This window comes from Glycomyces sambucus (genome assembly GCF_900102815.1).
Lineage (GTDB): Bacteria > Actinomycetota > Actinomycetes > Mycobacteriales > Micromonosporaceae > Glycomyces > Glycomyces sambucus.
The window spans coordinates 129,072-153,290 of record NZ_FNGF01000008.1; the positions used below are offsets into that span (position 1 = coordinate 129,072).

Genomic DNA, 24,219 nt, shown 5'->3' on the forward strand with positions numbered 1-24,219 from the left:
GGCATAGCGCGCAGGGCGCAGCGCGGACTGCATGGCGCAGGAGGCGGAGTGCGGCTCCCGTCAGGGCTGGACGGCGAGTGCTTCGATGACCCCGTCGGCGCACGCGGGGCTGAGGGCCACCGCGAGCTCGCCCTGGTCGGTCATGAGCAGCGCGATGATCGCGGGTGCGGACTCGTACCGGGCGAAGTCGACCGCCACGAGGAGGCTCTGATACTCCCGTGCGATCGCCTCCTCGCAGTTGTGCCAGAAGTCGCCGCCCGCGGCGAGTTCCGCCAGCTCGGCGGGGATGTCGGCGGAGGTGGACTCGAAGCTGAAGGCGCGCATGGTCCCGAGCAGGTCGGTATCGGCGGTGTAGTCGGTGCCGCTGGCGAACCACGCGACGCCGGTGATGCCGGCCGAGTCGGTCCCGGCCCCCTCCTCGGACTCCTCGTTGAGGGAGTCGGAAGCGGACTCGGGTCCGCCCGGGGCGTCGTCCGCGTCGTCGGAGCGCGGTGCGTCCTCCTCGGCGTACACCTCGGCCGACCCGGCGTCCTGCGACTGGGTGGCGAGGGACTGGAGCCCGACCGCGACCGCGCCGACGGTGACCAGGACCGCGGCCGCGCCGCTCGCGAGCGCGTACCGGACCCGCTTGGGCCGCAGGCGTTCGGCGAGGGTCGCGAAGAACCCTTCACGCTCGGGTCCGGCGGCGCGGTGGAGGGTGTCGGCGGCCGGGAGGGTGTCCAGGACGCGGTCGAGCCGGTGCGCGACCTCGTCGGGGAGGTCGGCGTAGCCGCCGGAGACCTGCCGCAGCATGCGGGCGGTCTCGGTCTCGGGCCCTCCTGGCGTCTGCCCGATCATCGGCTCCCCTCCTCTCGGCTCGTCGGTCGTCCGGCTCCTGGTTCGACGCCGCGCTGGCCCGGCGGGTTCCCGGCGAGGGCGGCGCCCGGTGCGCCGTCCGCGGGTGCGGGGGCCTCGGGAGCCGGGCTCCTGGTGCCCGGGTCGAGTTCGGGGAGGCGGGCGGCGAGGCGCTTGCGGGCCCGGGAGGCGCGCGACTTGACGGTGCCGGGGCGCACCTTGAGGATGGCGGCGACCTCGTCGACGGGGTAGCCGAGCATGTCGATGTAGACGAGGACGGCGCGCTGGTCGAAGGGGAGTTCGGCGAGGGCGCGGTGGACGGTGAGGCGCAGGGCGGCCTGCTGGGGGTCCTCGCCGGCGGGGCCGGGGACGGCGGCGGGTTCGCGCCCGTCCTCGGGGAGGGGCACGGTGGGGCGGCGTCCGGCGGCGCGGATGCGGTCGAGGCAGGCGTTGACGACGATGCGGTGGAGCCAGGTGGTGACGGCGGCGCCGCCGCGGAAGGTGCCGGCGGCCTGGTACGCCTTGATCATGGCGTCCTGGAGGGCTTCGGCGGCGTCCTCGGGGTCGGCGAGGGTGCGCACGGCGACGGCCCAGAGGCGTCCGCGGTGGCGGCGGAACAGCTCCCCGAACGCCTCGCGGTCGCCTTCGACGTGGCGGCGCAGCAGCTCGGTGTCGCCCACTCCGTCCAGCGGTCCGGCGGTGTCGCCGTCGGTGCCGGTGCGGGGCGGGAGGGGGCCGGGCATGGTGGGCGGCTTACCGGACGAACACGTTGATGTCGGAGATGGTGAGCTTGAAGCCGCCGGAGGAGGCGGGGAGCTCGGTCACCCAGACGACGATGTAGCGGGCGGACTGGCCGCCGGCCTGGAGTTCGATGTTGGTGTCGGCGTCGGCGACGGGCGGGGCCAGTTCGGTGAAGTCGTCGACGATCGCCTGGTCGCCCTCGGAGGAGTCGCCGGGGTCCTCGTCGCCGGCGAGGAGGCCGACGGTGGCGCCGGCGCTGGTCATCTGGACCCGGACGGAGGCGACCTCCATGGCCTCGCCGAGGTCGATGAGGATGCCCATGCCGGGCTTGAGGTTCCCGAAGCCGGGGTCGTTGTAGTACGTGTTGGTGGACCAGCCGGTGGAGGCGTTGCCGTCGATGACGGCCTCGACGCCCTCGCCCTGGTCGCGGTCGCCGTCAGGCGGGTCGACGACGCGGATGTCGGCTTCGGTGATCTCGGCCTCGGTGGGGGCGGCGACGTCGCTCTCGCCCTCTTCGGAGGCGTCGCCGCCGGTGTCCTCGCCGGTGATCTGGTCTTCGGCCCCGGCGGGGTCGTCGCCGCCGCCGAAGACGATGGCGCTGCCGACGACGCCGGCGAAGATGACCGCGGCGACCACGGCGGCGACCACGGCGAGGCGCTTCATGCCCAGGGGCGGTGCGGCGGCGTCGCCGGAGAGGCGGCGGCCGAGGTTGAGGCTGCCGAGGTTGATGGCGCCGAGGACGCTGGTGGCCTGGGCGGGTGCGGGGTCGGCGCCGCCGGTCTCGGAGAGGCGGCGCAGTTCGACGGCGAGTTCGGCGGCCGAGGGCGGGGTCTGGGAGTGGTCGAGGAGGTCCGCGGTGAGCTGGGAGAGGCGGGCGGGGACGCCGGGGACGACCTTGGCGGCGTCGAGGACGCGGCCCCATTCGTCGGTGGCGGCGTCGGGCAGGCCGGTGTTCTCGGCGGGGACGACGCGCGGCCAGGCGCCGGTGAGGCAGGCGTAGAGGGTCGCGCCGAGCGCGCGCACGTCCTCGACCTGGGTGTTCCCGGGTTCGTTGCGGGGCTCGGTGACCATGACGCGGTCGTCCTCGGAGAGGAGGATCGAGCCGGGCTGGAGGTCGGCGTGGGTGACGCCGCCGTCGTGGAGGGCGGCGACCGCGTCGGCGACCGAGGCGACGAGTTCGAGCGCGTGGGCGCTCTCGAGGGTCTGCTGCTCGAGGACGCCGCGGAGGGAGGAGCCGTTGACCCATTCGCGCACCACGTAGGCGAACCGGTCCTCGTCGACCGCGTCGTACACGTCGACCATGGAGTCGACGTGCGTGCGGGAGGCGGCCACGGCGGCGGTCATGGTCGGGGCCGCGGCCTCGCCGCCGGGGGAGCGCAGGACGACCGCGACGGAGCGGTGGAGGAGCACGTCGACGCCGCGCCAGAGTTGGCGGTGGCCGTTCGCGCCTCCGAGGAGCTCTTCGAGGCGGTACCGCTCTGCGAGCAGGTCGCCCACGGACGGCACTTCGGCGGAACTCATGGTGCGGGGTCCTCCCCTCTCAGACCGACCCCGCGGAGGGGCCGTGCCGGCCGGTCGGGTCTTTCAGGCGTAGAAGCGGTTCAGCGTGGTGCAGGGTTGCTCGGCGATCCAAGGCCATAGTGCACGTATGGATCGTACTTGCCTCATCGTCGCAGCCTTGCGCGCACCGTTGCCTGGAGCGACGCCATTTCAGTGACGCGGAATACCAGGCAGGCCGCGAGATACACGCCCAGGAGGGCGATGCCGAGGACGAACGACGCACCGAGCTGCCCGAGTTTGGAACCGGACACGTCGGGCCAGGCGAGCCAGCCCGCGTAGGCGGCGGCGCCGGCGATGACCGCGGCGGCACCGGTGCGGACCAGGCCGTTCGCGGTCTTGCGCATGCCGAGGAGGCCGACGCGCTTGCGCAGCAGGCTCATCGAGAGCAGGAGCGAGACGAGGTAGGAGACGCCGTTGGCGGCGATGAGGCCGACGACGACCTGTTCGAGGGGGAGGAACGCGAACGCGAGGAGGTACCCGCCGATGCGGATCGCGATGACCGGCAGGTTGAACAGGCCGACGGTCTTGGTGTCGGTCTGGGCGTAGAACGCGTAGATCTGCAGCTGGCTCACCGAGAACGGCATGAGCACGACGCCGATCATCAGGAGCGCCTGCCCGGTGGCGAGGGCCATGGTGTGGTCGTAGGCGCCCCACTGGAAGATCGCCATCGCGATCGGCTCGTGGAGGGCGACGAACACGGCGGCGATGGGCACGAGCAGGAACGACGCGAGGCGGATGCCGGAGGAGAGGTGGTCGGTGAGCTCGGGCCAGCGGCGGTCGTCGGCGGCGCGGGTCATGCGCGGCATGAGCGCTGTGATGACGGAGACGGCGACGATGCCGTGGGCCATCATCATCATGAGGTACGCGTTGTTGTAGACGGTGGTGCCGGGCACGAACTGGCCTTCGGCGGCGTTCCCGGAGGCGGCGTTCGCGACCTTGATCACGGCCATGACGGCGACCTGGTTGGCGACGACGAACAGGAGCGTCCACGCGGCCATGCGGCGGATGTCGCGCAGCGGCAGGGCCTTGAAGTCGAACCGCAGCCGCCACCGGAACCCGGCCCTGCGCAGGGCGGGGGCGAGGCACAGGACCTGGATGAGCACGCCCGCGGTGGTGCCGCCGCCGAGGAGGATGATCATCCCGTTGGTGACCTGGTCGGCGGAGGCGAACAGCTCCCCGCCGGGGCCGGGGACGGCGTCGCGGGTGTAGACGAGGAAGAACACCGCGCCGACGGTGATGACGACGAGGTTGTTGATGATCGGCACCCACATGGGGGCGCCGAAGTGCTCGCGCGAGTTGAGGACCCCGGAGAGGACCGCGAACAGCCCGTACAGGAGCAGGGCCGGGAGCATGAGGTAGGAGAACTCGGTGACGAGCCCGTACTGGGCGGGCTCGGCCATGGCGCGGGCGATGAGCGGCGCGCACAGGGTGACGACGAGTGCGGCGCCGCCGAGGACGAGGGCCGCGAGGGTGAGCAGGCGCTGCGCGAACGCGTCGCCGCCGTCGGGGTCGTTCTTGTGGGCCTTGACGAACAGCGGCATGATGATGCTCGCGAACACGCCGCCGAGGACGAGCTCGTAGATCATCTGCGGGAAGTACTGCGCGGTCGTGTACGAGTTGCCGAGGAGCCCGGCGCCGATCGCGGCGGAGATGACGACGGTGCGCCCGAACCCGGTGACGCGCGAGACGAGGGAGCCGGCGCCCATGAGGAGGCTGGAGCGGACCACGTTCTTGCCCTGCGGGCGCGGCGGCTGAGGGGTCGGCGCCGCGGCGGGCGGGGGTCCGGCGGGGGCGTACCCGTTGCCGGTGAGCGGGCCGGCGGGGCGGAAGGACTGGGGGTTCGCGTGGGGGCGGGGGCCCAGGGCGGGGCCAGAGGGCGAGCGGTCCGGGCCAGGTCCCGGTCTCGCGCTAGGTTCGGCCATTCTCGCACCCTCCGCTAAGCTTGCCCGGCGATGTCTGACAACAGTAGCGGTAAGGAAATCACGGTCCCGCCGATAGCCGATGAGCTGGGTCGGGTGTTCGAGCGGGAGGGCCACGAGCTGCACCTGGTCGGCGGCCCGGTCCGCGACGCGGTCCTGCGCCGGCCCGTGAGCGACCTCGACTTCACCACCGGCGCCCGCCCCGAGGCGACCGAGGCGATCCTGCGCGCCCACTGCTCCACGGTGTGGACCACCGGCGCCGACTTCGGGACCATCGGCGGCATGTTCCGCGGCGAGCAGGTCGAGGTGACCACGTTCCGCGCCGACGCGTACGACCGCGTCGGCCGCAACCCGGTGGTCCGCTACGGCGACCGGCTCGAGGACGACCTGGAGCGCCGCGACTTCACCGTGAACGCCATGGCCGTGTCGCTGCCCGGCCACGTGTTCGCCGACCCGTTCGGCGGCATCGCCGACATCGCCCGGCGCACCATCCGCACGCCCGCGTCCCCGGAGTCGTCGTTCGCCGACGACCCGCTGCGGATGCTCCGGGCCGCGCGCTTCGCCGCGCAGCTCGGCTTCGACGTCGAGGCGCCGACGCTCGCCGCGATGCGTGACCTGGCCCCGGAGCTGTCGCGGATCACCGCCGAGCGCGTCCGGGACGAGTTCGTGAAGCTCATGCTCGCGCCCGACCCGGTCGCGGGCCTGCGGCTGCTGGTCGACACCGGCCTCGCCGACCGGTTCCTGCCCGAGCTCCCGGCGCTGCGCATGGAGATCGACGAGCACGCCCAGCACAAGGACGTCTACGAGCACTCGCTCCAGGTGCTGCGCAACGCGATCGGCCTGGAGACCGGCGGCCCGGACCTGCTGCTGCGGATCGCGGCGCTCCTGCACGACATCGGCAAGCCCGAGACCAAGGAGGTCGTCGCGGGCGGGGGCGTCACCTTCCACCACCACGACATCGCCGGCGCGCGCCTCGCGCGCCGCCGCATGCGCGAACTGCGCTTCCCCAAGGCCGACGTGCAGGCCGTGTCGCTGCTCATCTCCCTGCACCTGCGCTTCTACGGGTACGCCGACGGCGAGGAGGGCGGCTGGACCGACTCCGCGGTCCGCCGCTACGTCACCGACGCCGACGGCCAGCTCGACCGGCTCAACGCCCTGGTCCGCTCCGACTGCACGACCCGCAACCGGCGCAAGGCCGAGCGGCTGCGCCGCGACTACGACGCGTTCGAGGAGCGCATCGCGCGGCTGCGGGCCGAGGAGGACCTGCGCGCGGTCCGCCCCGACCTCGACGGCAACGCCATCATGGAGCTGCTGGGCCTGCGGCCCGGCCCCGAGGTGGGCCGGGCCTGGGCGTTCCTCAAGGAGCTGCGGCTGGAGCGCGGCCCGCTGCCTCGCGAGGCGGCGGAGTCGGAGCTGCTCGCTTGGGCCGCACGGGAAGGGATCGCACCGCGTCCAGACGCGGGATGAGGACCTCCTGCACCACCAGGGCGCACATGACCGCGACCGCGATCCACCGCGAGGCGGCCGCGGCCAGGAACAGGCCCTCGGGGATGCCCCGGCCGTCCTCGGCCGAGACCTGGAGCATCTTGCCGTAGAACGCGAAGAAGTAGCAGAGCTCCGCGGCCTGCCACACCAGGAAGAAGCCCCACTTGGGGCGGGCGAGGACCACGAGCGGGAGCAGCCACAGCACGTACTGCTGCGACCAGACCTTCCCGAACAGCAGGAACGTCGCGATCACCAGGAAGCACAGCTGCGCGAGGCGCGGCACCACGTCCTCGGTCGAGGGGGCCTTGAGCCCGAACGCGCCGCCCGCGGTGCGCCGCTGCGCGAAGAACCCGAGCGCGGCGATCCCCAGGCAGGACAAGGCGAACAGGACCAGGTACAGGTCGTTGACGAACTCGGAGTCCCACAGGGCCTCCCAGCCGGTGACGCCCCGCAGGACGTACCAGCCGGTGCCCCAGTCCACGGGCCGCTCCGAGTTGAGCTCGAAGAACCGCATCCACGAGTCCGGCCACAGGTACGCGACGGGCCCGTTGAAGACCGCCCACACGAGCGCGGCGGTCGCGGTCGCCTGGAGCGCGGGCAGGACCCGCTTCTGCCGCAGGGCGAGCACGAGCAGCGGGCCGATGAACAGGAGCGCGTAGAACTTCGCGGCGACGGCCAGGCCGAGGAACAGCCCGGCCATGACCGGGCGGCCGCGCTGCCAGTACAGGAAGAACGGCATCGACAGCGCGACCGCGAACAGGTCCCAGTTGACGGTGGCCGTCACCAGGATCACCGGCGCGGCCGCGAGCATCATCGCGTCCCACGGCCGCGAGGGCCGGGAGTGGACGAGCGCGGGGTCGGGGCTGGGCCCCGGCAGGTCGGTGCGGCGGTTGTCGGTGCGGATCCGGTGCAGCACGGCGATGGCGGCGGCGCCGCAGATGAAGAGGACGATCGCGTTGAGGTGCCAGAAGATCGGGCCGCCGTCGGTCCCGGCGACGGCGCCGAGCCGGTAGGCGATCTGCCCCAGGACCCCCATGAACCAGCCGGTCAGTACCGGGTATTCGACCGGATGGTCGCGGTAGGGGACCGCGCCCTCGTTCAGCTTCTCGGCGCCCCACAGGGCGCGGATGTCGGTGTAGCAGGCGCCGGTGTACTGCTGCCAGTCCACCCAGCCGCCCGCCGAGCACGGGTACTTCTGGAGCCAGTTGACCGCGAACGCGATCAGGCCGGTGAGGAGGATGACGCGGATCGGGATCCAGAACGCGCGCCGCGGCGGGTCGACGGCGTGGTCGCCGAACGGCCCGCCGATGAACGCCGAGGCGAACCGGACGGCGCGGTCGGTGAGGGAGGGTGCGGCCGGGGGGTGCCCGGCGGGCCGCGCGCGCTCGGCGGCGGCCTGCTCGGGGGTCGGCTCGATGGAAGACGGCGGCATGGGCCCTATTGTGGCCCATGCCGCCGCATGGCTGTGACGGGCCGAGGACCGCTCCCCGGCCCCGCCGTCAATTGTCGTCGTCGGGAGTGGTCGAACCCTCCTCGGTCGGGTCCGTGGACGGCTCCTCGTCGCACGAGGGCGGGTCCCACGGCATGCCCGTGCACTCCTCCTCGGTGGTCGACTCGCCCTCGGAGGGGTCGGTCGTCGGCTGGTCGGTGTCGTCGTCCTCCTCGGCGGGCGTGCAGGTCTCGCCGTCCCAGGTGCCGCCGTCCGCTTCGCAGTCCTCCTTGGCCTGCTCGTCGACCTGGCCCGCGCACAGCGGGTCCTCGGGCTTGGCCGCGCAGAACGCGCCGCCCTCGATCGGGCCGCCGGCCTTCTCGATGTCCCAGGCGGTGACGTTGCCGGCGTCGTCGTCCTTCCCGGCCCACTCCTCCTCGTCCCAGTCCTTCTTGTCCAGGATCCGCTCCATGGCGGTGAACCAGACGGGGTAGGCGGTGTTGGAGCCGAACACGTTGTCCTTGTTGCCGTCGACGTCGGCGATCGGGTCCGACTCGGAGGTCAGGTTCCCGACCCACGCGGCGATGGACAGCTGCGGGATCGCGCCGACGTACCAGGCGTGGGCGTTGTAGGAGTCGGGGTACTCGTTCCCGTCCTCGTCCTTGCCCCCGGCCTCCCAGGTCCCGGTCTTGCCGAAGTAGTCGCGGCCGAGGTCGTCGCCGCTGGAGGACTCGCCGTGGATCTCCGAGCCGATCCACTGCAGGTTCTGCGCGGTCGTGGTCTGGATGACCTGCTCGGACTCGAGCTCGTTGATCGGGGCGACCTCCTCGCCCTTGTACTCGACCTTGGCCACGAAGTGCGACTCGTTGTAGAGGCCGTCGTTGGCGATGGTCGCGTAGATCGAGGCCATGTCGCGCACGCTGGTCGGGTACTGGCCGAACGAGATGTGGTTGTAGAACGGGTCGGTGTTGCCGTTGCCGCCGATCTCGCACGGCGTGGGCTCCTCCGCGTACAGGAAGTAGCCCTCGGTGTTGACGATCGGCTGGCAGTCGTCGGTGACCTGGATGCCCGCGTAGACGTCCCAGTTGCCGGAGGCGTCGACGATCGACTCGCCCGTGTCGGGGTCGACCGCGGTCCCGTGCTGGGTGTAGGTGCCGTCGTCGTTCATCACGTAGTTGATGGAGACGTCCCACGCCTTGCCGGAGTCGTCCTCGATCGTGCGGGCCTGGTTCATGACCGACAGGCCCATCTTGTCGGCGTAGTCGAGGATCGTCGCGGCGCCGTACTCCTCGGAGATGGTGTACATCGGGGTGTTCTTCGACTCGCGGACCGCGTCGGTCAGCGTCATCTCGACCTTCGAGTTCTGGCTGCCGTTGCGCAGCGTGCACTCGGGGTAGTCCCCGCCGCCGATGCACGACTCGGAGTCGTCGAGGGTCAGCGACTCGAACTCGCGCGGCGAGGAGGCGTTGAACCAGGAGTTGATCGAGTCGCCCTCTTCGAGCGCGGTCGCGGCGGTGATCATCTTGAACGTCGAGGACGGCGGGTGCGGGGACTCGGCGCCGGCCTTGTCGACGCCGAAGCCGTCGTCGCCGCCGTAGTAGCCGAGGATCGCGCCCGTCTCCGGGTCGATCGCGACCATCGCCGTCATCATGTACGGGTCGTACTCCTTGAGCGCGGCGTCGTCGTTGCTGTTCTCGAACTGGGCGTAGCCCTCGTCGGTGAGGTCGCGCTCGGCCTGGTTGCGGTCGGTCACGACATTGCCCTCGGAGTCGACCGGCTGCTCGGCGTCGTTCTCCTTCACCTTGATCTCGCCGCGCGAGCCGGTGGACTTGAGCGACGCCTGGATGTCCGGGTCGATGGTGAGGGTGACGGAGTAGCCGCCGTCCCGCTTGCTCTCCTCGGTGCCCTTGAGCATGTCCTTGGTGATGCCGTACCGCTCTTCGAGCTCGTCGAAGACGTAGCCGTCGAGCTCGTTGATGATGAAGCCGACGTCGGTGTTGCCGCCCCACGAGCCCGACGCGTTGAACTCGGCGGTCAGGCTGGCGATGACGTCCTCGAACTTCGCCGCGTCGCGGTCGGCCTGCGGGAGCTGGCCGGTCTCGACCAGCGCGTCCATGGTGAAGTCCCAGCGGCCCTTGGCCGCGCCCTCGTCGTAGTAGTCGGTGTAGAACGGGTCGTAGTAGCCGTTCGGGGACTTCACCTGCATGACGATGTAGGCGGCCTGGCCGTAGGTGAGCTCTTCGAGCTCGACGTTGAAGTAGTTCTTCGCGGCGGCCTTGATCCCGTACGCCCCCCGGCCGAAGTAGGCCATGTTGAGGTAGGCGGTGATGATCTCGTCCTTGTCGTACTCGGACTCCATCTTGATGGCGAGCGCGGCCTCGCGGGCCTTGCGGTCGTAGGAGATCTCGTCGCGCGCGTCGAGGACCATGCCGGCGTACTGCTGGGTGATGGTCGAGGCGCCCTGGGTGTCGCCGCCGGTGAGGTTGTTGACGAGCGCGCCCATGGTGCGCACGTAGTCGACGCCGCCGTGGTCCCAGAACTTGCGGTCCTCGAGGGCCACGAGCGAGTCGGTGACGCTCTCGGGGGCCTCGCCCGGGTCGATCTGGAGGCGCAGGGTGTCGCCGTAGGCGCCGGCCTGGACGCCGTTGGCGTAGAAGAACGCGGAGGACTCGCCCTTGCGGAAGACGTTCTCGAGCTCGGGCGTGTTCTGGAAGAACCAGGTGGCGATGACGGTGACGCTCGCCACGAAGATGATGCCCATCGCGATGAACGCGGCGAGCATCTTGCGGCCGAGGCGCTTGCGCTTCTTCTTGCCGTTCTCGAGGTCGTCCTTGCTCAGGGGCCCGTTGCCGGCCCTGCGGCGGCCGCCGCCGGCGCCGGCGCGGCCGGGCCGCTCGTCGGCGTCGTCGAGGTTGATGGGCCGGGCGGTGCCGACGGAGGCGCGTCCCGCGCCGCCCACGGACGCCGAGCCCACCGAGGCGCGGCCCGAGCCGCCGCCCACCTGGGCGGAGCCGACCGAGGCCGACCCGACCGAGGCCGATCCGACCGAGGCGCGGCCGGAGCCGCCGCCCACGGACGCCGAGCCCGAGGGCCGGGCGCCGCCGACGGAGGCGGAGCCGCGCCCGGCGGGCGCCTGCCCGCCGTAGCCCTGCTGCGGCCGCTGCCGGGGCCCGGGCGCCGATCCGTAGCCGCCCCCCTGCGGCTGCGGCGGCTGCTGCCGTCCCTGCTGCGGTCCGCCGCCCCACCCGTACTCGGGCTCGCGCGGGCCGCCGGAGGCGCTCCCGTAGGCGCGGCCCTGCCCGGAGGCGCGGCCCTGCGGCCCGCCGTTCTCGGGCGGCGGGGCGGGGCGGTAACCGTTGTCGCTCATGCTCAACCATCCACGTGCTGTACAACCCCAGCGGGGCTTGCCGGTCGGCCCGGTGCGCGCCGGAAGGGTGGCGCCCCGCGGGGGGCGCTCCGGCGGACCGGCATTCGCAAAGGTCTACTTCCGGCATGGGGGGTGGCCGGTCGTCTCGCAGTTTCGCACACCGAATCTGAGAGGACTCTGCTAGATCGCATCGTGGGGCCGAGCCTATCGGAACAGTGGGCCTCTGAACAGGGCGCGGACCCGAGTCTTGACGTGATTTGCACCTGCGGTTATGGTTACCGAGATGTATCGGTCCGATACATCGAGCAGTTAGATCGCCGTGTGAAGGGAGGGACGGGATGTTGGAGCTGGCGATTCTGGGGCTCTTGCACGAGTCCCCGATGCACGGCTACGAGCTGCGCAAACGCCTCCTGGCGCTGCTGGGGGCGATCCGGGCGGCGTTCAGCTACGGTTCGCTGTACCCGACGCTCAAGCGCATGCGCCTGCGCGGCCTCATCGTCGAGGAGGCCCCGGCGGGCGCCGCGGACCCCAAGACCGCCCCGGCGCGCGGCGCGGCGGAGAAACCGCTGCTCAGCGGCCGTCGCGCGCGAAAGGTCTACCGGCTCACACCTGAAGGCAAAGAGCACTTCGCGCAGCTCATGGCCGACGCGGGCCCCGAGTCCGCCGACGAGGCCCTGTTCGGGGTGCACTTCGCCTTCTTCTCGCGGACCGACCCGGCCACCCGCCTGCGGATCCTCGAGGCGCGCCGCCGCCGCGTGGAGGAGCGCCGCGAGCGCATCCGCGAGGCGCTGGCCCGCACCGCCGAGCGGCTCGACGCCTACGGACTCGAACTGCAGCGCCACGGCCTGGAAACCGCCGAGCGCGAGGTGCGGTGGCTCAACGAGCTCATCGCGTCCGAGGAGGGCCGCCGCCCGCGGCCGCACCACGACTTCGGCGATCCCGTCGCCGGACCGGGAGGGCCCAGCGCGCTCCCGGAACAGGGAACACCCGATCCGGCTGCGAGTGCCGGAGACCCAAATAAACAAGGCAAAGAAGGAGGCATGCGCGATGGGTAAGCTGCGCGTAGCCATTGTCGGCGTGGGCAACTGCGCCTCTTCGCTGGTCCAAGGCGTCGAGTACTACCGCGACGCCGCGCCCGAGGACCGGGTGCCCGGCCTCATGCACGTCCAGTTCGGCGACTACCACGTGAACGACATCGAGTTCGTCGCCGCTTTCGACGTGGACGCGAAGAAGGTCGGCGAGGACCTGGCCAGTGCGATCAACGCCTCGGAGAACAACACCATCCAGTTCGCCGAAGTGCCCCCGACCGGCATCCCCGTCCTGCGGGGCCCGACCCACGACGGCTTGGGCCAGTACTACACCGAGATGGTCACCGAGTCCTCCGAGGAGCCCGTCGACGTCGTCGCGGCCCTGAAGGCGGCGAAGGCCGACGTGGTGGTGTGCTACCTGCCGGTCGGTTCCGAGCAGGCCGCGAAGTTCTACGCGCAGGCGTCGATCGACGCGGGCTGCGCGTTCGTGAACGCCCTCCCCGTGTTCATCGCCTCCGACCCCGAATGGGCCCAGAAGTTCACCGACGCCGGCATCCCGATCGTCGGCGACGACATCAAGTCGCAGGTGGGCGCCACCATCGTGCACCGCGTGCTGGCGAAGCTGTTCGAGGACCGGGGCGTGCGGCTCGACCGCACCTACCAGTTGAACTTCGGCGGCAACATGGACTTCATGAACATGCTGGAGCGCACCCGCCTGAAGTCGAAGAAGATCTCCAAGACCCAGTCGGTGACCTCGCAGATCCCCCACGAGATGCTCGGCGCGGACGTCCACATCGGCCCGTCGGACCACGTGCCGTGGCTGACCGACCGCAAGTGGGCGTACATCCGCCTGGAGGGCACCACCTTCGGCGACGTGCCGCTGAACGCCGAGCTGAAGCTCGAGGTGTGGGACTCCCCGAACTCGGCGGGCGTCATCATCGACGCGGTCCGCGCCGCGAAGATCGCCATGGACCGCGGCCAGGGCGGCCCGGTGGAGTCGGCGTCGAGCTACTTCATGAAGTCGCCGGCGAAGCAGTTCTCCGACGAGGAGGCCCGCCTCTCGGTCGAGGACTTCATCGCGGGCCGGTAGCGCCGCGAATCCGTCTCGCAACGGGGGCTCCGATTCGAACATCGGAGTCCCCCTTCGTGTTCTAGGGAGATAGTCTTCGGCCATGCGCACCGACGGCCACGTTCGCAACCTCGCCGGCAACCGCCGGTTCCGGCACCTGCTGGCGGTGCGACTCACCTCCCAGGCCGCCGACGGCATGTTCCAGGCGTCCCTGGCGCTGTCGGTGTTCTTCAACCCCGCGGTCGGCGAGAACGACCCGTTCCAGTACGCCGCCGCGGTCGCGCTCCTCCTGGGCCCCTACTCGCTGCTCGGCCCGTACGTCGGCACCGTCCTCGACCGGTTCAGCCGCCGCAACCTCATCGGCGGCGCCAACCTCCTGCGCGCCGCCCTCATGGTCGTCATCTGCCTGACGCTGCCCGGCGGCTTCAACTGGACCTGGATCCTGTGCGCCATGGTCGTCCTGGCCGCGAACCGGTTCGTGCTCGCCGGACTCGGCGCCACCCACCCGCAGGTCGTCCCCGCCGGGGACCTCGTGACCGCGAACTCGCTCGCCTCGACCCTCGGCGCCCTCGCCTACGGCCTGGGCCTGGCCACCACCGGCGTCGCCAAGCTCGTCGACTCGAACGTCTCCTACTCCGTGCTCGCGCTCGCCGCCGGCGTCGGCTACCTCGCCTCCGCGCTGGTCCTGTGGGCCACGTTCAAGCGGAACGCCCTGGGCCCCACCGAGGACGAGGCCGCACCCGGCGGCCTGTGGCGCGGCGTCGCCGCCACCACCGCCGGGATGATCGCCGGGTTCCGCTACCTCGGGCGGCGCCGCGGCCCGGCCCTCGCCATGGCCGTCCAAGGGCTCCACCGGTTCCTGTACGGCATCGTGTTCATCGTCGCGATCGCCCTGTTCATGGGCTTCTTCTGGGACGTCGAGTCCGACCCCGCCCGCACCACCACCATCACCTGGCTGCTGGTCCTGGCGATCCTCGGGAACGTCGGCGTCCTCGCCGCCGCGATCGTCACCCCCCGCGCCACCCGCGTGTGGGGCCCCCGCAACTGGGTCGTCGTCCTCATGGCCCTGTGCGCCGTCGTCGGCGCCGGCCTCGCCGGGACCATGGTCCCGGTCATGTTCGCCGTCGCCGTCCTGCTGGTGAACATCGCCGCCCAGGGCGTCAAGATCACCGTCGACACGAGCATCCAGCGCGGCGTCGAGGACGCCTACCGCGGCCGCGTGTTCTCCGTCAACGACACCGTCTACAACGTCGGCTACCTCGCGGGCCTGTTCGCCGCCGCCCTCGTCGTCCCGACCGACGGCTACGCGCCCGGCACCCTCGTCGCCGTCGCCGTCTCCTACGGCCTGATCTGCGTCGGATACGCCTACCTCGCACGAGACGACGCCCCGTACGATGCTGAGTCATGGAGCCCAGCCGCCCCGACCACGGAGCCGAGACCGAGCACGAGCCGGTAGCCTCCAGCCCCTTCCGGTCCACGCCCCCCTGGGAGCGCGGCAGCGGCTGGAAGCGCGGCCTCGCCGGGCTCGGCGCGGTCCTCCTCACCGCCGGCTCGATCGCGGCCGTCGCCTGGCTCGCCTTCCGCGACGGCGACGGCGAGGGCGGCGACACCGGCGAGGTGATCTCCGAGCGCTGCAACATCACCGAGGCCGACGACACCGGCGGCGGCGCCGACCCGCTCGTGCCCGCCGCCCCGCCCGAGCGGTCCCTCGCGGCCATCGAGACGAACTACGGCGAGATCGCCGTCATGCTCTGGGGCGACCTCGCCCCGTGCGGCGTCGACGCGTTCACGCACCTGTCCGCCACCGGCTTCTACACCTCGCACCAGTGCGACCGGCTCACCACCCAGCCGCACGACCCGACCGCGGTCCTGCGCTGCGGCAGCCCCGGACGCGAAGGCGCCGAGGACGGCGACGCCTCCTACGGACCGGGCTGGCGGTTCCAGGCCGAGACCGGCATGGAGGGCAACGACGTCGCCGACGTGCTCGCGCTCGTCACCGACGAGCGGGGCCGCGCGGGCAGCGCCTTCGCGCTCGTCCGCGGCGCCGCCGTGCCCACCGCGGGCGTCAGCGTCATCGGCGGGATCGTCGACGGCTTCGAGGTCCTCGACCAGATCGCGGCGCTCTCGGAGACCGTCGAGTACGACGGCGCCCCGCCCGTCCCCGTCGAGGTGTGGGGGATCACCGTCAGCGAGCTCACCGACCTGCCGACCGGACCCGACACCGTGGGCGAGTTCACCACGCCCGCGCAGACCGGGACGCCCACCGGGAACCCCACCGCCACGGCCACGGCCACTGGCACGGCGACGCCGACCGACGGTCCCACGAGCTGAGGGCGACTAGTCCTCGCTCTCCTTGCCGGGCGTGTTCCGCTTGGCGTACTTGTCGACGTACTCCTGGCCCGTCAGGCGCCGGATCGCGTCCATGACCTCGTCGGTCACCGCCCGGATCACCACCCGGTCGTTCTCCATGCCCCGGTACCGCGTGAAGTCCAGCGGCCGGCCCACGCGCACGCCCACCGGCGCCACCCGCGGCCGCGACTCTCCGATCGGCAGCACCTTCTCCGTCCCGATGAGCCCCACCGGCACCACCGGCGCCCCCGACGCCAGCGCCAGCCGCGCCACCCCGGGCTTGCCCCGGTAGAGGCGCCCGTCCGGCGAGCGCGTCCCCTCCGGGAAGATCGCGAACACCCGGCCCTCCTCCAGCACCTCCAGCGACGGCTCCAGGGCCGAGGCGCTCTTGCGCCCGCCCGAGCGGTCCACGGCCACCTGCCCGAGGGCCTTGACCGTGGAGGAGATGAGCTTGCCCTTGAGGCCCGCGCCGGTGAAGTACTCGATCTTCGCCATGGTCGCGATGTGCCGCTTGGTGGTCAGGCCCAGGAAGTAGTGGTCGGCGACGGAGAGGTGGTTCGACGCCAGGATCACCGGCCCGGTCTCGGGGATGTTCTCTTTCCCGTCGATCCATGGCCTGTAGATCAGTTTGACGGCCGGCGCGGCCGTCCATTGCAGCGTCCTGTACAGCACCGTGTTCAGCTCTCCAGTGGTCTCACCCTAGGGACGGGTCGGCACAATTATGGCTCGCGAACCGCCGAAGGCGAAACCCGCGAGCCGTCGGATCCCAGAAGACCACAGCGGCCCCGCCAGGAAGGCAGGGCCGAGTCTATGGCATTCGCCGCGGCTGCGGCCTGTGCCTCCGCTACAGGTACTGGCCGGGCGGGTGGTCGCGGTCGTCGCCGCGCGCGGCGCGCTCGGCCATGACGGCCCTCAGCTGCGGCGGGAGCTCGCTCCCGGCGGGCAGGGCCTTGATGTCGCCGCCGCGCATCTGGTCGAGCTGGAGCCGGGCGGCCATCTGCTGGGCGACGAGCGCCGCCTGGATGCCGTGGAAGAGCCCTTCGAGCCAGCCCACGAGCTGGGCCTGCGCGATGCGCAGCTCGGCCTCGGTGGGGATCTCGTCGGCGCTGAACGGCAGGGACAGCCGCTCCAGCTCGTCGCGGAGCTCGGGGGCGAGCCCGGACTCGAGTTCGGCTATGGACCGGGCGTGGATGTCGCGCAGGCGCTGGCGGCCCTTGTCGTCGAGGTCGGCGGCGCGGACCTCTTCGAGGAGCTGCTTGATCATGGAGCCGACGCGCATGACCTTGGCGGGCTCGTGGACGAGGCGGGTCGGGTCGGTCTCGTAGGCGTCGTCGCCGCCGTCCTCGGGGTCGGGCGCGGCGGCGGCTTTGGCGGTGGCGACCGGGTTGCCTTCGGCGTCGACGATGAGGAGTTCGTCGTCGTTCCCCTGCTCGTCCCGGTCCGGCTCGGTGTTCGCGTCGCTCATGCTCGCATTGACCCCACAGTCGTGTCGATGGTGGTTCCGTTCCCTTGCTTCGAGCCTAACGCGGGATCACCCGGGGGTGTTCCCGCTCGCGCCATCCCTCCGGGCCGTCCCTCGGGGCCGCGCGGGCCGTGTACAGCGAAAGGGCCCGGTGGTCGAAACCATCGGGCCCTTGCCTGTGCGCGAGGGGGGACTTGAACCCCCACGTCCTTGCGGACACTGGCACCTGAAGCCAGCGCGTCTGCCATTCCGCCACTCGCGCCAGCGGGTGGTGATGCTCGATCACCGCTCGCTCGGTCGGCTCGGCCGACCGCACGATACTACCCCGCTGCCGGATTGCGGCTCAACGGGGTATTGCCCCCGTTGAGGCCGGGGCCACTACAGGAGGGTGCGGACGCGGCCGACGGGTTCGCCGCCGCCGAGGACCTCGGGCCAGGTGAGGGCGTCGAACTCGGGTTTGGCCGAGAGCGGGACGTCGAGGCCGGCGATGGTGGTGAGGGCGCGGAGGGCGACGGGCATGGAGGCGCGGCCGCCGCCGTCGTCGATCTTGACGGCGACCGCGCCGACGCCGGGTGCGGCGACGACGTGGAAGCCTTCGGCGCCGCCTTTGGCGAGGAGGCCGGGGAGGGCGGTCATGGACCGGTTGTCGGGTCCGTGGGTGCCGTCGACGAGGCGGGGGTGGGCGCGCATGGCGTCGGCGACGCGCCGCTCGGGGGTCCCCTCGGGTGCTTCGACGAAGCGGCCGAAGGCGCGGGCGATGCCGGTGAGGGAGACGGCGAGGACGGGCGCGCCGCAGCCGTCGACGCCGACGTGCTCGACCGTCTCGCCGGTGAGTTCCTCGACGGTGGCGGTGATGAGCGCCTGGAGCGGGTGCTCGGGGTCGCGGTAGGTGGCGAGGTCCCAGCCGGCGGCGGCGCAGGCGGCGAGCATCCCGGAGTGCTTGCCGGAGCAGTTCATGTAGACGCGCTTGGGTTCGGGGCCGTCAGCGGCGACGACGGCGTTGCGGGCGTCCGGGTCGCCGGGCAGGTCGGGCGGGCACAGCAGGTGCTCCTCGCCGAGGCCGGCGTGGGCGAGGACGGAGCGGGCCCGTTCGATGTGGAACGGCTCGCCGCGGTGGCTGGCGGCGGCGATGGCGAGGTCGGCCTCGGTGGCGGGCTCCCAGCCGGCGCGGAGCATGGCGAGGGCCTGCATGGGCTTGTTGGAGGAGCGGGGGAACACGGGCGAGTCCGCGTCGCCGATCGCGGCGGCGAGGGCGCCCGCGGGGTCGGTCACGGCCACGCTGCCCCGGTGGAGGCTCTCGGCGAATCCGGACCTGACGACTTGGGCGACGGGCTCGCCGCCGCGGTACGAAGCACTCATACTGCGAGGCTAGCCGGGCGGCTAGAGACTCGCGGCCTGATCGCCCGTGATGAGGCGCACGTCCGGTTCGGCGACGGCGGAGCGTTTGACGGTGGCGAGCGCGATCTGGCCCAGCTCGTGGTGGAGCACGGCGGTGCCGATCGTGCCGACCTCCTTGTCGCCCAGGCTGATCGGGGTGCCGTGGGCGGGCGGGTGCTCGTCGGTGCCGTCGAGGTGGAGCATGACGAGGCGCCGCGGCGGCTGGCCGAGGTGGTGGACCTTCGCGACGGTCTCCTGCCCGCGGTAGCAGCCCTTGTCGAGGTGGACGGCGGCGGCGAGCCAGTGCGGGACCTCGTGCGGGACGGTCTTCTCGTCGGTGTCGATCCCGAAGCGCGGCAGCTTGGCGGCGATGCGCAGGGCGTCCCACGCCCAGGTGCCGGCGAGGGCGGCGCCCGCGCCCTCGGCCGCCTCGGCGAGGGCGCCGCGGGGGACGAGGACGTCGAAGGTGGGGACGCCGAGGGCGTCGGTGCGGCGGGTCCAGCCCGCGGCCTCCTGGAACGGGCCGCCCGGGTACACGGCGGTGGGGACGGCGAGGAGGTCCTTGGAGGCGAACTTCGCGATCGGCACGGGCTGGACGACGGGGGCGTCGTCGGCGGCGCGGGCGATCCCGGTGAAGGAGAACAGGGCCCAGCCGGCGGTCTCGTCGCGGAGGTCGACCTCGGTGCGGAACTTCATGAGCTCCAGGTACTTCAGGAGCGCCTCGCCGCGGCCGGGCTCGGTGTCGAGCCAGGTGGTGGCCCCGTCGTCGTAGACGTTCGCGTGGTGCTCGACGCGGCCGGTCGGGGAGAGGATGAGCGTCTCGGTGCCCTCGTGGGGCTTGAGGCTGGTGAGGTGCTGGGTGGAGAGCGAGTGCAGCCAGGTGAGGCGGGCCTCGCCGGTGACGGAGAGGACGTCGCGGTCGGAGCGGTCGAAGAGCGCGCCGGTCTCGACCGCGGCCCGCTGCTCGGTGAGCGGCCCGCCGTAGTGCCAGGCGGTGCGGCCCTCGGCGGTGGCGACGGCGCCGGGGGCGCTCAGGAGCGGGGACGGTGCGTTCTCGGTCATGCGTGCTTCTCCAGGCATTCGGCGCAGGTCCCGAACAGGGCGACGTGGCCGACGTCCATGACGAACCCGGTGGCGTCGGCGACCTCCCTGCGCACGCCCGCGAACATCGTGGGGTCGACTTCGGTGATCCGGCCGCAGCGGTGGCACACCAGGTGGGCGTGGCCGCGGTCGCCGGACAGGTGGTAGGTGGGGGCGCCGTGGGAGAGGTGGGTGTGCGAGACCAGCTGGAGTTCTTCGAGGAGGTCGAGGGTGCGGTAGACGGTGGTGATGTTCACGCCTTCGACCTGCCCGCGGATCCGCTCGTGGATGCGCTCGGGGGTCGCGTGCCCGAGGGCGCGGACCGCCTCCAGGACCAGCTGCCGCTGCGCGGTCATGCGCAGGCCCCTGGAGCGCAGCACCGCGGCCAGTTCGGTCTCGGCCTCGGCTTCGGTGGGCATGTGTGCATGGTACTGCGCGGATCACGTGACCCGTCCGGGTGACATGGCCGGGCGGGGGGCCGGTTCCTGTCGGACCCCCGCGACATGATGGCCGCTATGTTCCCCGGGGTGGGTGGGGGTTCGGGACGGAACCACCTCCTTCGGCCTCGCGTTCACTCCCCGGCCGCCGTCGCCGCGGCGGCCCGGGCGCGCCGGTCCGCCCGCGGGTCCGCCCGGCGGGGTGCCGCGCCTCGCGGTGCGGGCGCCGCGGCGGGGAGCACAATGAGCGCATGGCACTAGTAACCGCAGTACTGCACCGCGGCGTCGTCGACTCCGACGCGCCGCTCCTGTGCGCCGACGACCTCGGGGTCCTCCGGGGCGACGGCGTCTTCGAGACGATCAACGTCCGCGGCGGCGCCGCGTTCCTGCTCTCGGAGCACCTCGACCGGATGGCGAACTCCGCGCGCCGCATGGAGTTCGAGCTCCCCGCGAAGGCCGAGCTGGCCGAGCTCGCCGAGCAGGCCCTGGTCGCCTGGCGCGAGCGGGCCCAGGGCGAGGGCGCGCTGCGCCTGGTCGCCACGCGCGGCCGCGAGGCCGGCGGGCCGCCCACGGTCTACGCCACGGTCGACCCCGTGCCGCGCGAGCGCATCCTGCCGCGCCGGGACGGCCTGCGGATCGCCACGGCGACCCTGGGGGTGAATGCCGATGCGCGGGGCGACGCCCCGTGGCTTCTAGGCGGGGTCAAGGCGCTCTCGTACGCGTCGATGATGGCGGTGACCCGCTGGGCGAAGACCCAGGGCGCCGACGACGCACTGTGGGTCTCGGCCGACGGCTTCGCGCTGGAGGGCCCGACCTCCTCGCTGCTGTGGCTGGAGGGGGACACGGTGTTCACGACGCCGAGCTCGGCGGGGATCCTCCCGGGGACCACGAGCGCGTACCTGCTGGAGCAGGCGCCGAAGGCGGGTCTGAAGACCGGCGAGAAGCTGATCGCGGTGGGGGACTTGAAGAACGCGGAGGCGGCGTGGCTCAGCTCCTCCGTCCGAGGTGTGGCCTTCATCACTCAGATCGACGGCGAGCCCGTCGCGCAGCGGCCGGACATCACGGCTGAGCTGGACAAACTCGCCGGATTCGAGGTGCCTTCGTAACGGTTGGGCATCGTTTCCCAGGTTCTTCCCAGGCTCGCCACAGGCTCCGCTCAGAGACGGTCCTCATAGTAATGAGTGTTCCGGTCACGCCGACAAGCCGAACGGACGGACATGGGCAGTCTTCCGGGAGGCACGGAACAATCCGGGGGCACAAAGCCGGTAAGGGCAATCGGGCACAGCCCTACCGGTGCCAATGAAAAGTGGAGCTCCTCCACTTTATCGGGGCCGCAGCGAATGGGCAAGCGCTGCGGCCCCATTAACATGTCACAGGACCGACACGAAACCGTATCGGCGCCAGTCGTACCGCGGTGCCGCCAGCGAAGACGCCGTTCCCGATCGGGCCCGCACTTCAGGCGAGCACCTTCCCCGGATTGAGGATCCCGAGCGGGTCCATGGCCGCTTTCAGCCGCCGCTGCACCGCGAGATTCACCGGGTCGACCTCCTTCGCCAGCCAATCGCGCTTGAGCATTCCCACCCCGTGCTCGCCGGTGATGGTGCCGCCCATGGCGAGCGCCATCTCCAGGATCTCGTCGAACGCCGCGCGCCCCGCTTCGAGCGAACCCGGGACGTCGGGGTGCACGATGATGTTCGGGTGCAGGTTCCCGTCCCCCGCATGGGCGATGACGCCGATGACGACCCCGTGCCGCTCGGCCGCGGCCTGCACGCCGTCGAGGGCCTCGGCCAGCCGGGCGCGCGGGACCGCGACGTCGTCGACGAGCACCGTCCCCAGCTTCTCCATGGCGTGGTAGGCGTTCCGGCGCGACTCCAGGAGCGCGTCGGCCTCCTCGGCGTCGGTCGCCCGGAACACCTCGACCGCGCCCGCAGCGGTGCACAGCTGTTCGATCGCGACGAGCTCGTGCTCGGGGTCGGCGTCGGCGGCGACCAGCAGCAGCGCGGCCGCCTCGGTCGGCAGTCCCATGGGCCGCAGCGCCTCCAGGGCCCGCAGGTGCACGTTGTCGATGAGTTCGAGCAGGGAGGGCTGCTTCCCCGCGGCCATGATCGCGGTGACGGCGCGCCCGGCGTCGGCGGTCGTGTCGAAGACCGCGGCGAGCGTGAGCCGCTGCGCCGGAACGGGTGAGAGCTTCACCGTCGCCTCGGTGACGATCCCCAGCGTCCCCTCCGAACCGCAGAACAGCCGCACCAGGTCGTACCCGGCGACGCCCTTCGCGGTCCGCCGTCCGCAGCGCATGACCTCGCCCGAGGCGAGCACCACTTCGAGGGCGAGCACGTACTCGGGGGTCGTCCCGTACTTGACGCAGCACATCCCGCCCGCGGCGGTCGCGATGTTCCCGCCGATCGTGGAGATCAGCCACGAGCCGGGGTCGGGGCTGTAGCGCAGCCCGAAGTCCTTGGCGGCCTGGGAGATCGCGGCGTTGAGCACGCCGGGCTGGACCACCGCGAGCCGGTCCACGGGGTCGACCTCGATGATCCGGTCCATGCCCGACACGTCGAGCAGCAGCGCCCCGTCGACCGCGGTCGCCGCGCCCGCCAGGCCCGTCCGGGCCCCCTGGGGCACCACCGGCGCCGCGAGCTCCGCCGCGATCCGCACCGCCGCGCTCACCTCCGCGGTCGAGCGGGCCCGCACCAGTGCGGCGGCCCGCCCGGCAGGGACGAGGCCGGCGTGGTCCTGCGAGTGCGCGGCCAGCACGTCCGGGTCGGTGACGGGCGCCAGGCCCGCCTCGGTCAGCGCGTTGACGAGGGCGTCGGTGCGGGCGGCGGCTGCGGTGTCGGCGGAACGGCTCATGCTGCGATTGTCACTCGCGGCGCACGGGCCCTACGCGTACGGGTCGGTGTCGACGATCCCGCGGACGATCTCGGCGAGCGCCTCGACCCGCTCGATGCCCTCCTCCTGGGAGGCCGAACCGCCGGTGAGGATCGCGATCTCGATGGGGGCCTCGGTGTCCCCGGCGACCACGCCGATGGAGTTGACGACCCACTCGCCGCCCATGACGTCGCGCGTGTCCCAGCCGTTCTTCATCCACACGGTCTCGCCCTCGGCGGCGGCGGCCGAGACGCCCCACTGCTGGAAGCCGGCGAGGTCGCCCATGAGCGAGCGCGCGTACTCGGTCTGCTCGGCGTCGAGGACGCCCGCGTCCTCGTACAGCGCGATCTCCAGCACCCGCAGCTGGTCGAGGGCCGTCGTCTGGGTCTTGCCCCACTGCTCGGTCTCGTTCGGGTTGGTGTTCTCCAGCCCGAAGTCGATGTGCGCCTGGCGGATCGCGGCGTGCCCGTCGTCGAAGGTCCCGCCGTAGAGGACGTCGTTCGTCGCGTCGTTGTCGGACTCGCGGATCATCAGCTCGGCCGCGTCCATCAGCCAGCCGGGGACCTGGTCGAGGGTCCCGTACTCCTTGAGCAGCATCGTGAGGATCTCGACCTTCACCACCGACGCCGTGTCGTACTGGGTCTCGCCGTCGTAGTCGAGGCGGAACTCGCCGTCGTCCACGGCGACCGCGGCGTAGAAGTTCTCGTCGTCCTCCTCCTCCATGTACGCGGCGACGGCCTCGTCGAGCGCGGTCTGGAGCTGGGCCTGCGCGGCCTCGCGCAGCTCCTCGTCGGAGGGCTGGAGCGAGGAGCTCGACAGGTCCTCGGCCTGGGAGCCCGGCAGGCTCTCGTCGGAGGAGCCGCCGGCGCCGCCGTCGTCCCGGCCGGTGCTCACGACGAAGATCACCGCCGCGACGATCACGGCGATGCCGGGGACGGCGAGGTAGGGCCAGAGCCGCCGGGAGGAGGCGTGTTTGGAGGTCACAGTGGGAACCTGACTCTGCAAAAAGGCGGGGGAGGACGAGTTGCTGCGGCCCACGCTAAAGCAGCCGCACGCGCGACCACAAGCAGGGTCATCCGCGAGTTCCGTAACGGTTGCGCATCGGTGCGTGCGCCCGCCGCCGGCCCCCCGGTCCCCCGGACCGGGCCTTCAATGATCGCTCGCCGCGGCCCGCGCGGCCAGCGTCCCTCGTCACGGCGGCCCCGCCGGTGCCG

At 72.1% G+C, this 24,219-nt stretch carries 19 protein-coding genes and 1 tRNA gene; 6 read left to right on the forward strand and 14 right to left on the reverse strand.

The window, feature by feature from the left end; translation table 11 throughout:
- Nucleotides 1-60 precede the first annotated feature (60 nt).
- The 4 genes from BLS99_RS25845 to murJ form a co-directional block, all read right to left on the reverse strand.
- Entirely contained in the window at nucleotides 61-837 is a 777-nt protein-coding gene (locus BLS99_RS25845; RefSeq protein ID WP_143034912.1) for a hypothetical protein, read from the reverse strand.
- Nucleotides 834-1,577 carry an RNA polymerase sigma factor SigM gene (gene sigM, locus BLS99_RS22440; protein WP_091053962.1) on the reverse strand — a complete coding sequence of 248 codons (744 nt, stop codon included), beginning with the start codon at nucleotides 1,575-1,577 and terminating at the stop codon, nucleotides 834-836. The genes BLS99_RS25845 and sigM overlap by 4 nt, the downstream gene beginning before the upstream one ends.
- Nucleotides 1,578-1,587: 10 nt before the next feature.
- Complete coding sequence (locus BLS99_RS22445; protein ID WP_091053963.1) at nucleotides 1,588-3,096, reverse strand: protein kinase family protein; 1,509 nt, start codon at nucleotides 3,094-3,096, stop codon at nucleotides 1,588-1,590.
- A gap of 143 nt (nucleotides 3,097-3,239) precedes the next feature.
- Entirely contained in the window at nucleotides 3,240-5,057 is a 1,818-nt protein-coding gene (gene murJ, locus BLS99_RS22450; RefSeq protein WP_091053964.1) for a murein biosynthesis integral membrane protein MurJ, read from the reverse strand.
- A gap of 30 nt (nucleotides 5,058-5,087) precedes the next feature.
- On the opposite strand from murJ, the gene BLS99_RS22455 reads away from it, so the two are divergent.
- Nucleotides 5,088-6,521 (forward strand): CCA tRNA nucleotidyltransferase, encoded by a 1,434-nt coding sequence (locus tag BLS99_RS22455; protein WP_091053965.1) that lies wholly within the window; start codon nucleotides 5,088-5,090, stop codon nucleotides 6,519-6,521.
- Here BLS99_RS22455 and BLS99_RS22460 read toward each other — a convergent pair.
- Both BLS99_RS22460 and BLS99_RS22465 read right to left on the reverse strand, forming a co-directional pair.
- On the reverse strand, nucleotides 6,412-7,971 hold the full coding sequence (locus tag BLS99_RS22460) for a glycosyltransferase family 87 protein (RefSeq protein WP_091053966.1): 1,560 nt from the start codon (nucleotides 7,969-7,971) through the stop codon (nucleotides 6,412-6,414). The genes BLS99_RS22455 and BLS99_RS22460 overlap by 110 nt on opposite strands.
- A 67-nt stretch (nucleotides 7,972-8,038) precedes the next feature.
- Nucleotides 8,039-11,335 carry a transglycosylase domain-containing protein gene (locus tag BLS99_RS22465; protein ID WP_176953486.1) on the reverse strand — a complete coding sequence of 1,099 codons (3,297 nt, stop codon included), beginning with the start codon at nucleotides 11,333-11,335 and terminating at the stop codon, nucleotides 8,039-8,041.
- Nucleotides 11,336-11,673: 338 nt separating this feature from the next.
- Between BLS99_RS22465 and BLS99_RS22475 the strand changes: the two genes are divergently transcribed.
- The 4 genes from BLS99_RS22475 to BLS99_RS22490 all read left to right on the forward strand — a co-directional run bounded on the left by BLS99_RS22475 (nucleotide 11,674) and on the right by BLS99_RS22490 (nucleotide 15,763).
- Nucleotides 11,674-12,390, forward strand: a complete 717-nt coding sequence (locus BLS99_RS22475) for a PadR family transcriptional regulator (RefSeq protein WP_091053969.1) — start codon at nucleotides 11,674-11,676, stop codon at nucleotides 12,388-12,390.
- Nucleotides 12,383-13,453, forward strand: coding sequence for an inositol-3-phosphate synthase (locus BLS99_RS22480; RefSeq protein ID WP_091053970.1), 1,071 nt, complete (start codon nucleotides 12,383-12,385; stop codon nucleotides 13,451-13,453). The genes BLS99_RS22475 and BLS99_RS22480 overlap by 8 nt, the downstream gene beginning before the upstream one ends.
- An 82-nt stretch (nucleotides 13,454-13,535) precedes the next feature.
- Nucleotides 13,536-14,888 carry an MFS transporter gene (locus BLS99_RS22485; protein ID WP_091053971.1) on the forward strand — a complete coding sequence of 451 codons (1,353 nt, stop codon included), beginning with the start codon at nucleotides 13,536-13,538 and terminating at the stop codon, nucleotides 14,886-14,888.
- Nucleotides 14,837-15,763 (forward strand): peptidylprolyl isomerase, encoded by a 927-nt coding sequence (locus BLS99_RS22490; protein ID WP_091053972.1) that lies wholly within the window; start codon nucleotides 14,837-14,839, stop codon nucleotides 15,761-15,763. The genes BLS99_RS22485 and BLS99_RS22490 overlap by 52 nt, the downstream gene beginning before the upstream one ends.
- Nucleotides 15,764-15,769: 6 nt before the next feature.
- Here BLS99_RS22490 and BLS99_RS22495 read toward each other — a convergent pair whose 3' ends face one another.
- The 6 genes from BLS99_RS22495 to BLS99_RS22520 form a co-directional block, all read right to left on the reverse strand.
- On the reverse strand, nucleotides 15,770-16,453 hold the full coding sequence (locus BLS99_RS22495; RefSeq protein ID WP_218126799.1) for a lysophospholipid acyltransferase family protein: 684 nt from the start codon (nucleotides 16,451-16,453) through the stop codon (nucleotides 15,770-15,772).
- A 172-nt stretch (nucleotides 16,454-16,625) separates the two neighbouring features.
- Nucleotides 16,626-17,246, reverse strand: coding sequence for a bacterial proteasome activator family protein (locus tag BLS99_RS22500; protein WP_091053973.1), 621 nt, complete (start codon nucleotides 17,244-17,246; stop codon nucleotides 16,626-16,628).
- 176 nt (nucleotides 17,247-17,422) lie between these two features.
- Nucleotides 17,423-17,505: transfer RNA gene (locus BLS99_RS22505), tRNA-Leu, on the reverse strand.
- A gap of 116 nt (nucleotides 17,506-17,621) precedes the next feature.
- Nucleotides 17,622-18,602, reverse strand: coding sequence for an asparaginase (locus tag BLS99_RS22510; RefSeq protein ID WP_091053974.1), 981 nt, complete (start codon nucleotides 18,600-18,602; stop codon nucleotides 17,622-17,624).
- A gap of 21 nt (nucleotides 18,603-18,623) precedes the next feature.
- A complete protein-coding gene (gene ygfZ, locus BLS99_RS22515; RefSeq protein WP_091053975.1) occupies nucleotides 18,624-19,682 on the reverse strand; it encodes a CAF17-like 4Fe-4S cluster assembly/insertion protein YgfZ in 1,059 nt (352 codons plus the stop codon).
- On the reverse strand, nucleotides 19,679-20,119 hold the full coding sequence (locus BLS99_RS22520; RefSeq protein ID WP_091053976.1) for a Fur family transcriptional regulator: 441 nt from the start codon (nucleotides 20,117-20,119) through the stop codon (nucleotides 19,679-19,681). The genes ygfZ and BLS99_RS22520 overlap by 4 nt, the downstream gene beginning before the upstream one ends.
- Before the next feature lie 269 nt (nucleotides 20,120-20,388).
- Between BLS99_RS22520 and BLS99_RS22525 the strand changes: the two genes are divergently transcribed.
- The gene (locus BLS99_RS22525) at nucleotides 20,389-21,243 is read left to right on the forward strand and encodes an aminotransferase class IV (protein ID WP_091053977.1); all 855 of its coding nucleotides are present in this window, start codon (nucleotides 20,389-20,391) and stop codon (nucleotides 21,241-21,243) included.
- Between the two features lie 349 nt (nucleotides 21,244-21,592).
- Here BLS99_RS22525 and BLS99_RS22530 read toward each other — a convergent pair whose 3' ends face one another.
- Both BLS99_RS22530 and BLS99_RS22535 read right to left on the reverse strand, forming a co-directional pair.
- A complete protein-coding gene (locus tag BLS99_RS22530) occupies nucleotides 21,593-22,987 on the reverse strand; it encodes an FAD-binding oxidoreductase (RefSeq protein WP_091053978.1) in 1,395 nt (464 codons plus the stop codon).
- A 30-nt stretch (nucleotides 22,988-23,017) separates the two neighbouring features.
- On the reverse strand, nucleotides 23,018-23,989 hold the full coding sequence (locus BLS99_RS22535; RefSeq protein WP_091053979.1) for a serine hydrolase: 972 nt from the start codon (nucleotides 23,987-23,989) through the stop codon (nucleotides 23,018-23,020).
- Nucleotides 23,990-24,219: the final 230 nt, after the last annotated feature.

Excerpts from the sequence above, each read along its gene's own strand:
- BLS99_RS25845 (WP_143034912.1), bottom strand. The coding sequence starts at position 837 with ATGATCGGGCAGACGCCAGGAGGGCCCGAGACCGAGACCGCCCGCATG.
- sigM (WP_091053962.1), bottom strand. The coding sequence starts at position 1,577 with ATGCCCGGCCCCCTCCCGCCCCGCACCGGCACCGACGGCGACACCGCC.
- BLS99_RS22445 (WP_091053963.1), bottom strand. The coding sequence starts at position 3,096 with ATGAGTTCCGCCGAAGTGCCGTCCGTGGGCGACCTGCTCGCAGAGCGG.
- murJ (WP_091053964.1), bottom strand. The coding sequence starts at position 5,057 with ATGGCCGAACCTAGCGCGAGACCGGGACCTGGCCCGGACCGCTCGCCC.
- BLS99_RS22455 (WP_091053965.1), top strand. The coding sequence starts at position 5,088 with ATGTCTGACAACAGTAGCGGTAAGGAAATCACGGTCCCGCCGATAGCC.
- BLS99_RS22460 (WP_091053966.1), bottom strand. The coding sequence starts at position 7,971 with ATGCCGCCGTCTTCCATCGAGCCGACCCCCGAGCAGGCCGCCGCCGAG.
- BLS99_RS22465 (WP_176953486.1), bottom strand. The coding sequence starts at position 11,335 with ATGAGCGACAACGGTTACCGCCCCGCCCCGCCGCCCGAGAACGGCGGG.
- BLS99_RS22475 (WP_091053969.1), top strand. The coding sequence starts at position 11,674 with ATGTTGGAGCTGGCGATTCTGGGGCTCTTGCACGAGTCCCCGATGCAC.
- BLS99_RS22480 (WP_091053970.1), top strand. The coding sequence starts at position 12,383 with ATGGGTAAGCTGCGCGTAGCCATTGTCGGCGTGGGCAACTGCGCCTCT.
- BLS99_RS22485 (WP_091053971.1), top strand. The coding sequence starts at position 13,536 with ATGCGCACCGACGGCCACGTTCGCAACCTCGCCGGCAACCGCCGGTTC.
- BLS99_RS22490 (WP_091053972.1), top strand. The coding sequence starts at position 14,837 with ATGGAGCCCAGCCGCCCCGACCACGGAGCCGAGACCGAGCACGAGCCG.
- BLS99_RS22500 (WP_091053973.1), bottom strand. The coding sequence starts at position 17,246 with ATGAGCGACGCGAACACCGAGCCGGACCGGGACGAGCAGGGGAACGAC.
- BLS99_RS22510 (WP_091053974.1), bottom strand. The coding sequence starts at position 18,602 with ATGAGTGCTTCGTACCGCGGCGGCGAGCCCGTCGCCCAAGTCGTCAGG.
- ygfZ (WP_091053975.1), bottom strand. The coding sequence starts at position 19,682 with ATGACCGAGAACGCACCGTCCCCGCTCCTGAGCGCCCCCGGCGCCGTC.
- BLS99_RS22520 (WP_091053976.1), bottom strand. The coding sequence starts at position 20,119 with ATGCCCACCGAAGCCGAGGCCGAGACCGAACTGGCCGCGGTGCTGCGC.
- BLS99_RS22525 (WP_091053977.1), top strand. The coding sequence starts at position 20,389 with ATGGCACTAGTAACCGCAGTACTGCACCGCGGCGTCGTCGACTCCGAC.
- BLS99_RS22530 (WP_091053978.1), bottom strand. The coding sequence starts at position 22,987 with ATGAGCCGTTCCGCCGACACCGCAGCCGCCGCCCGCACCGACGCCCTC.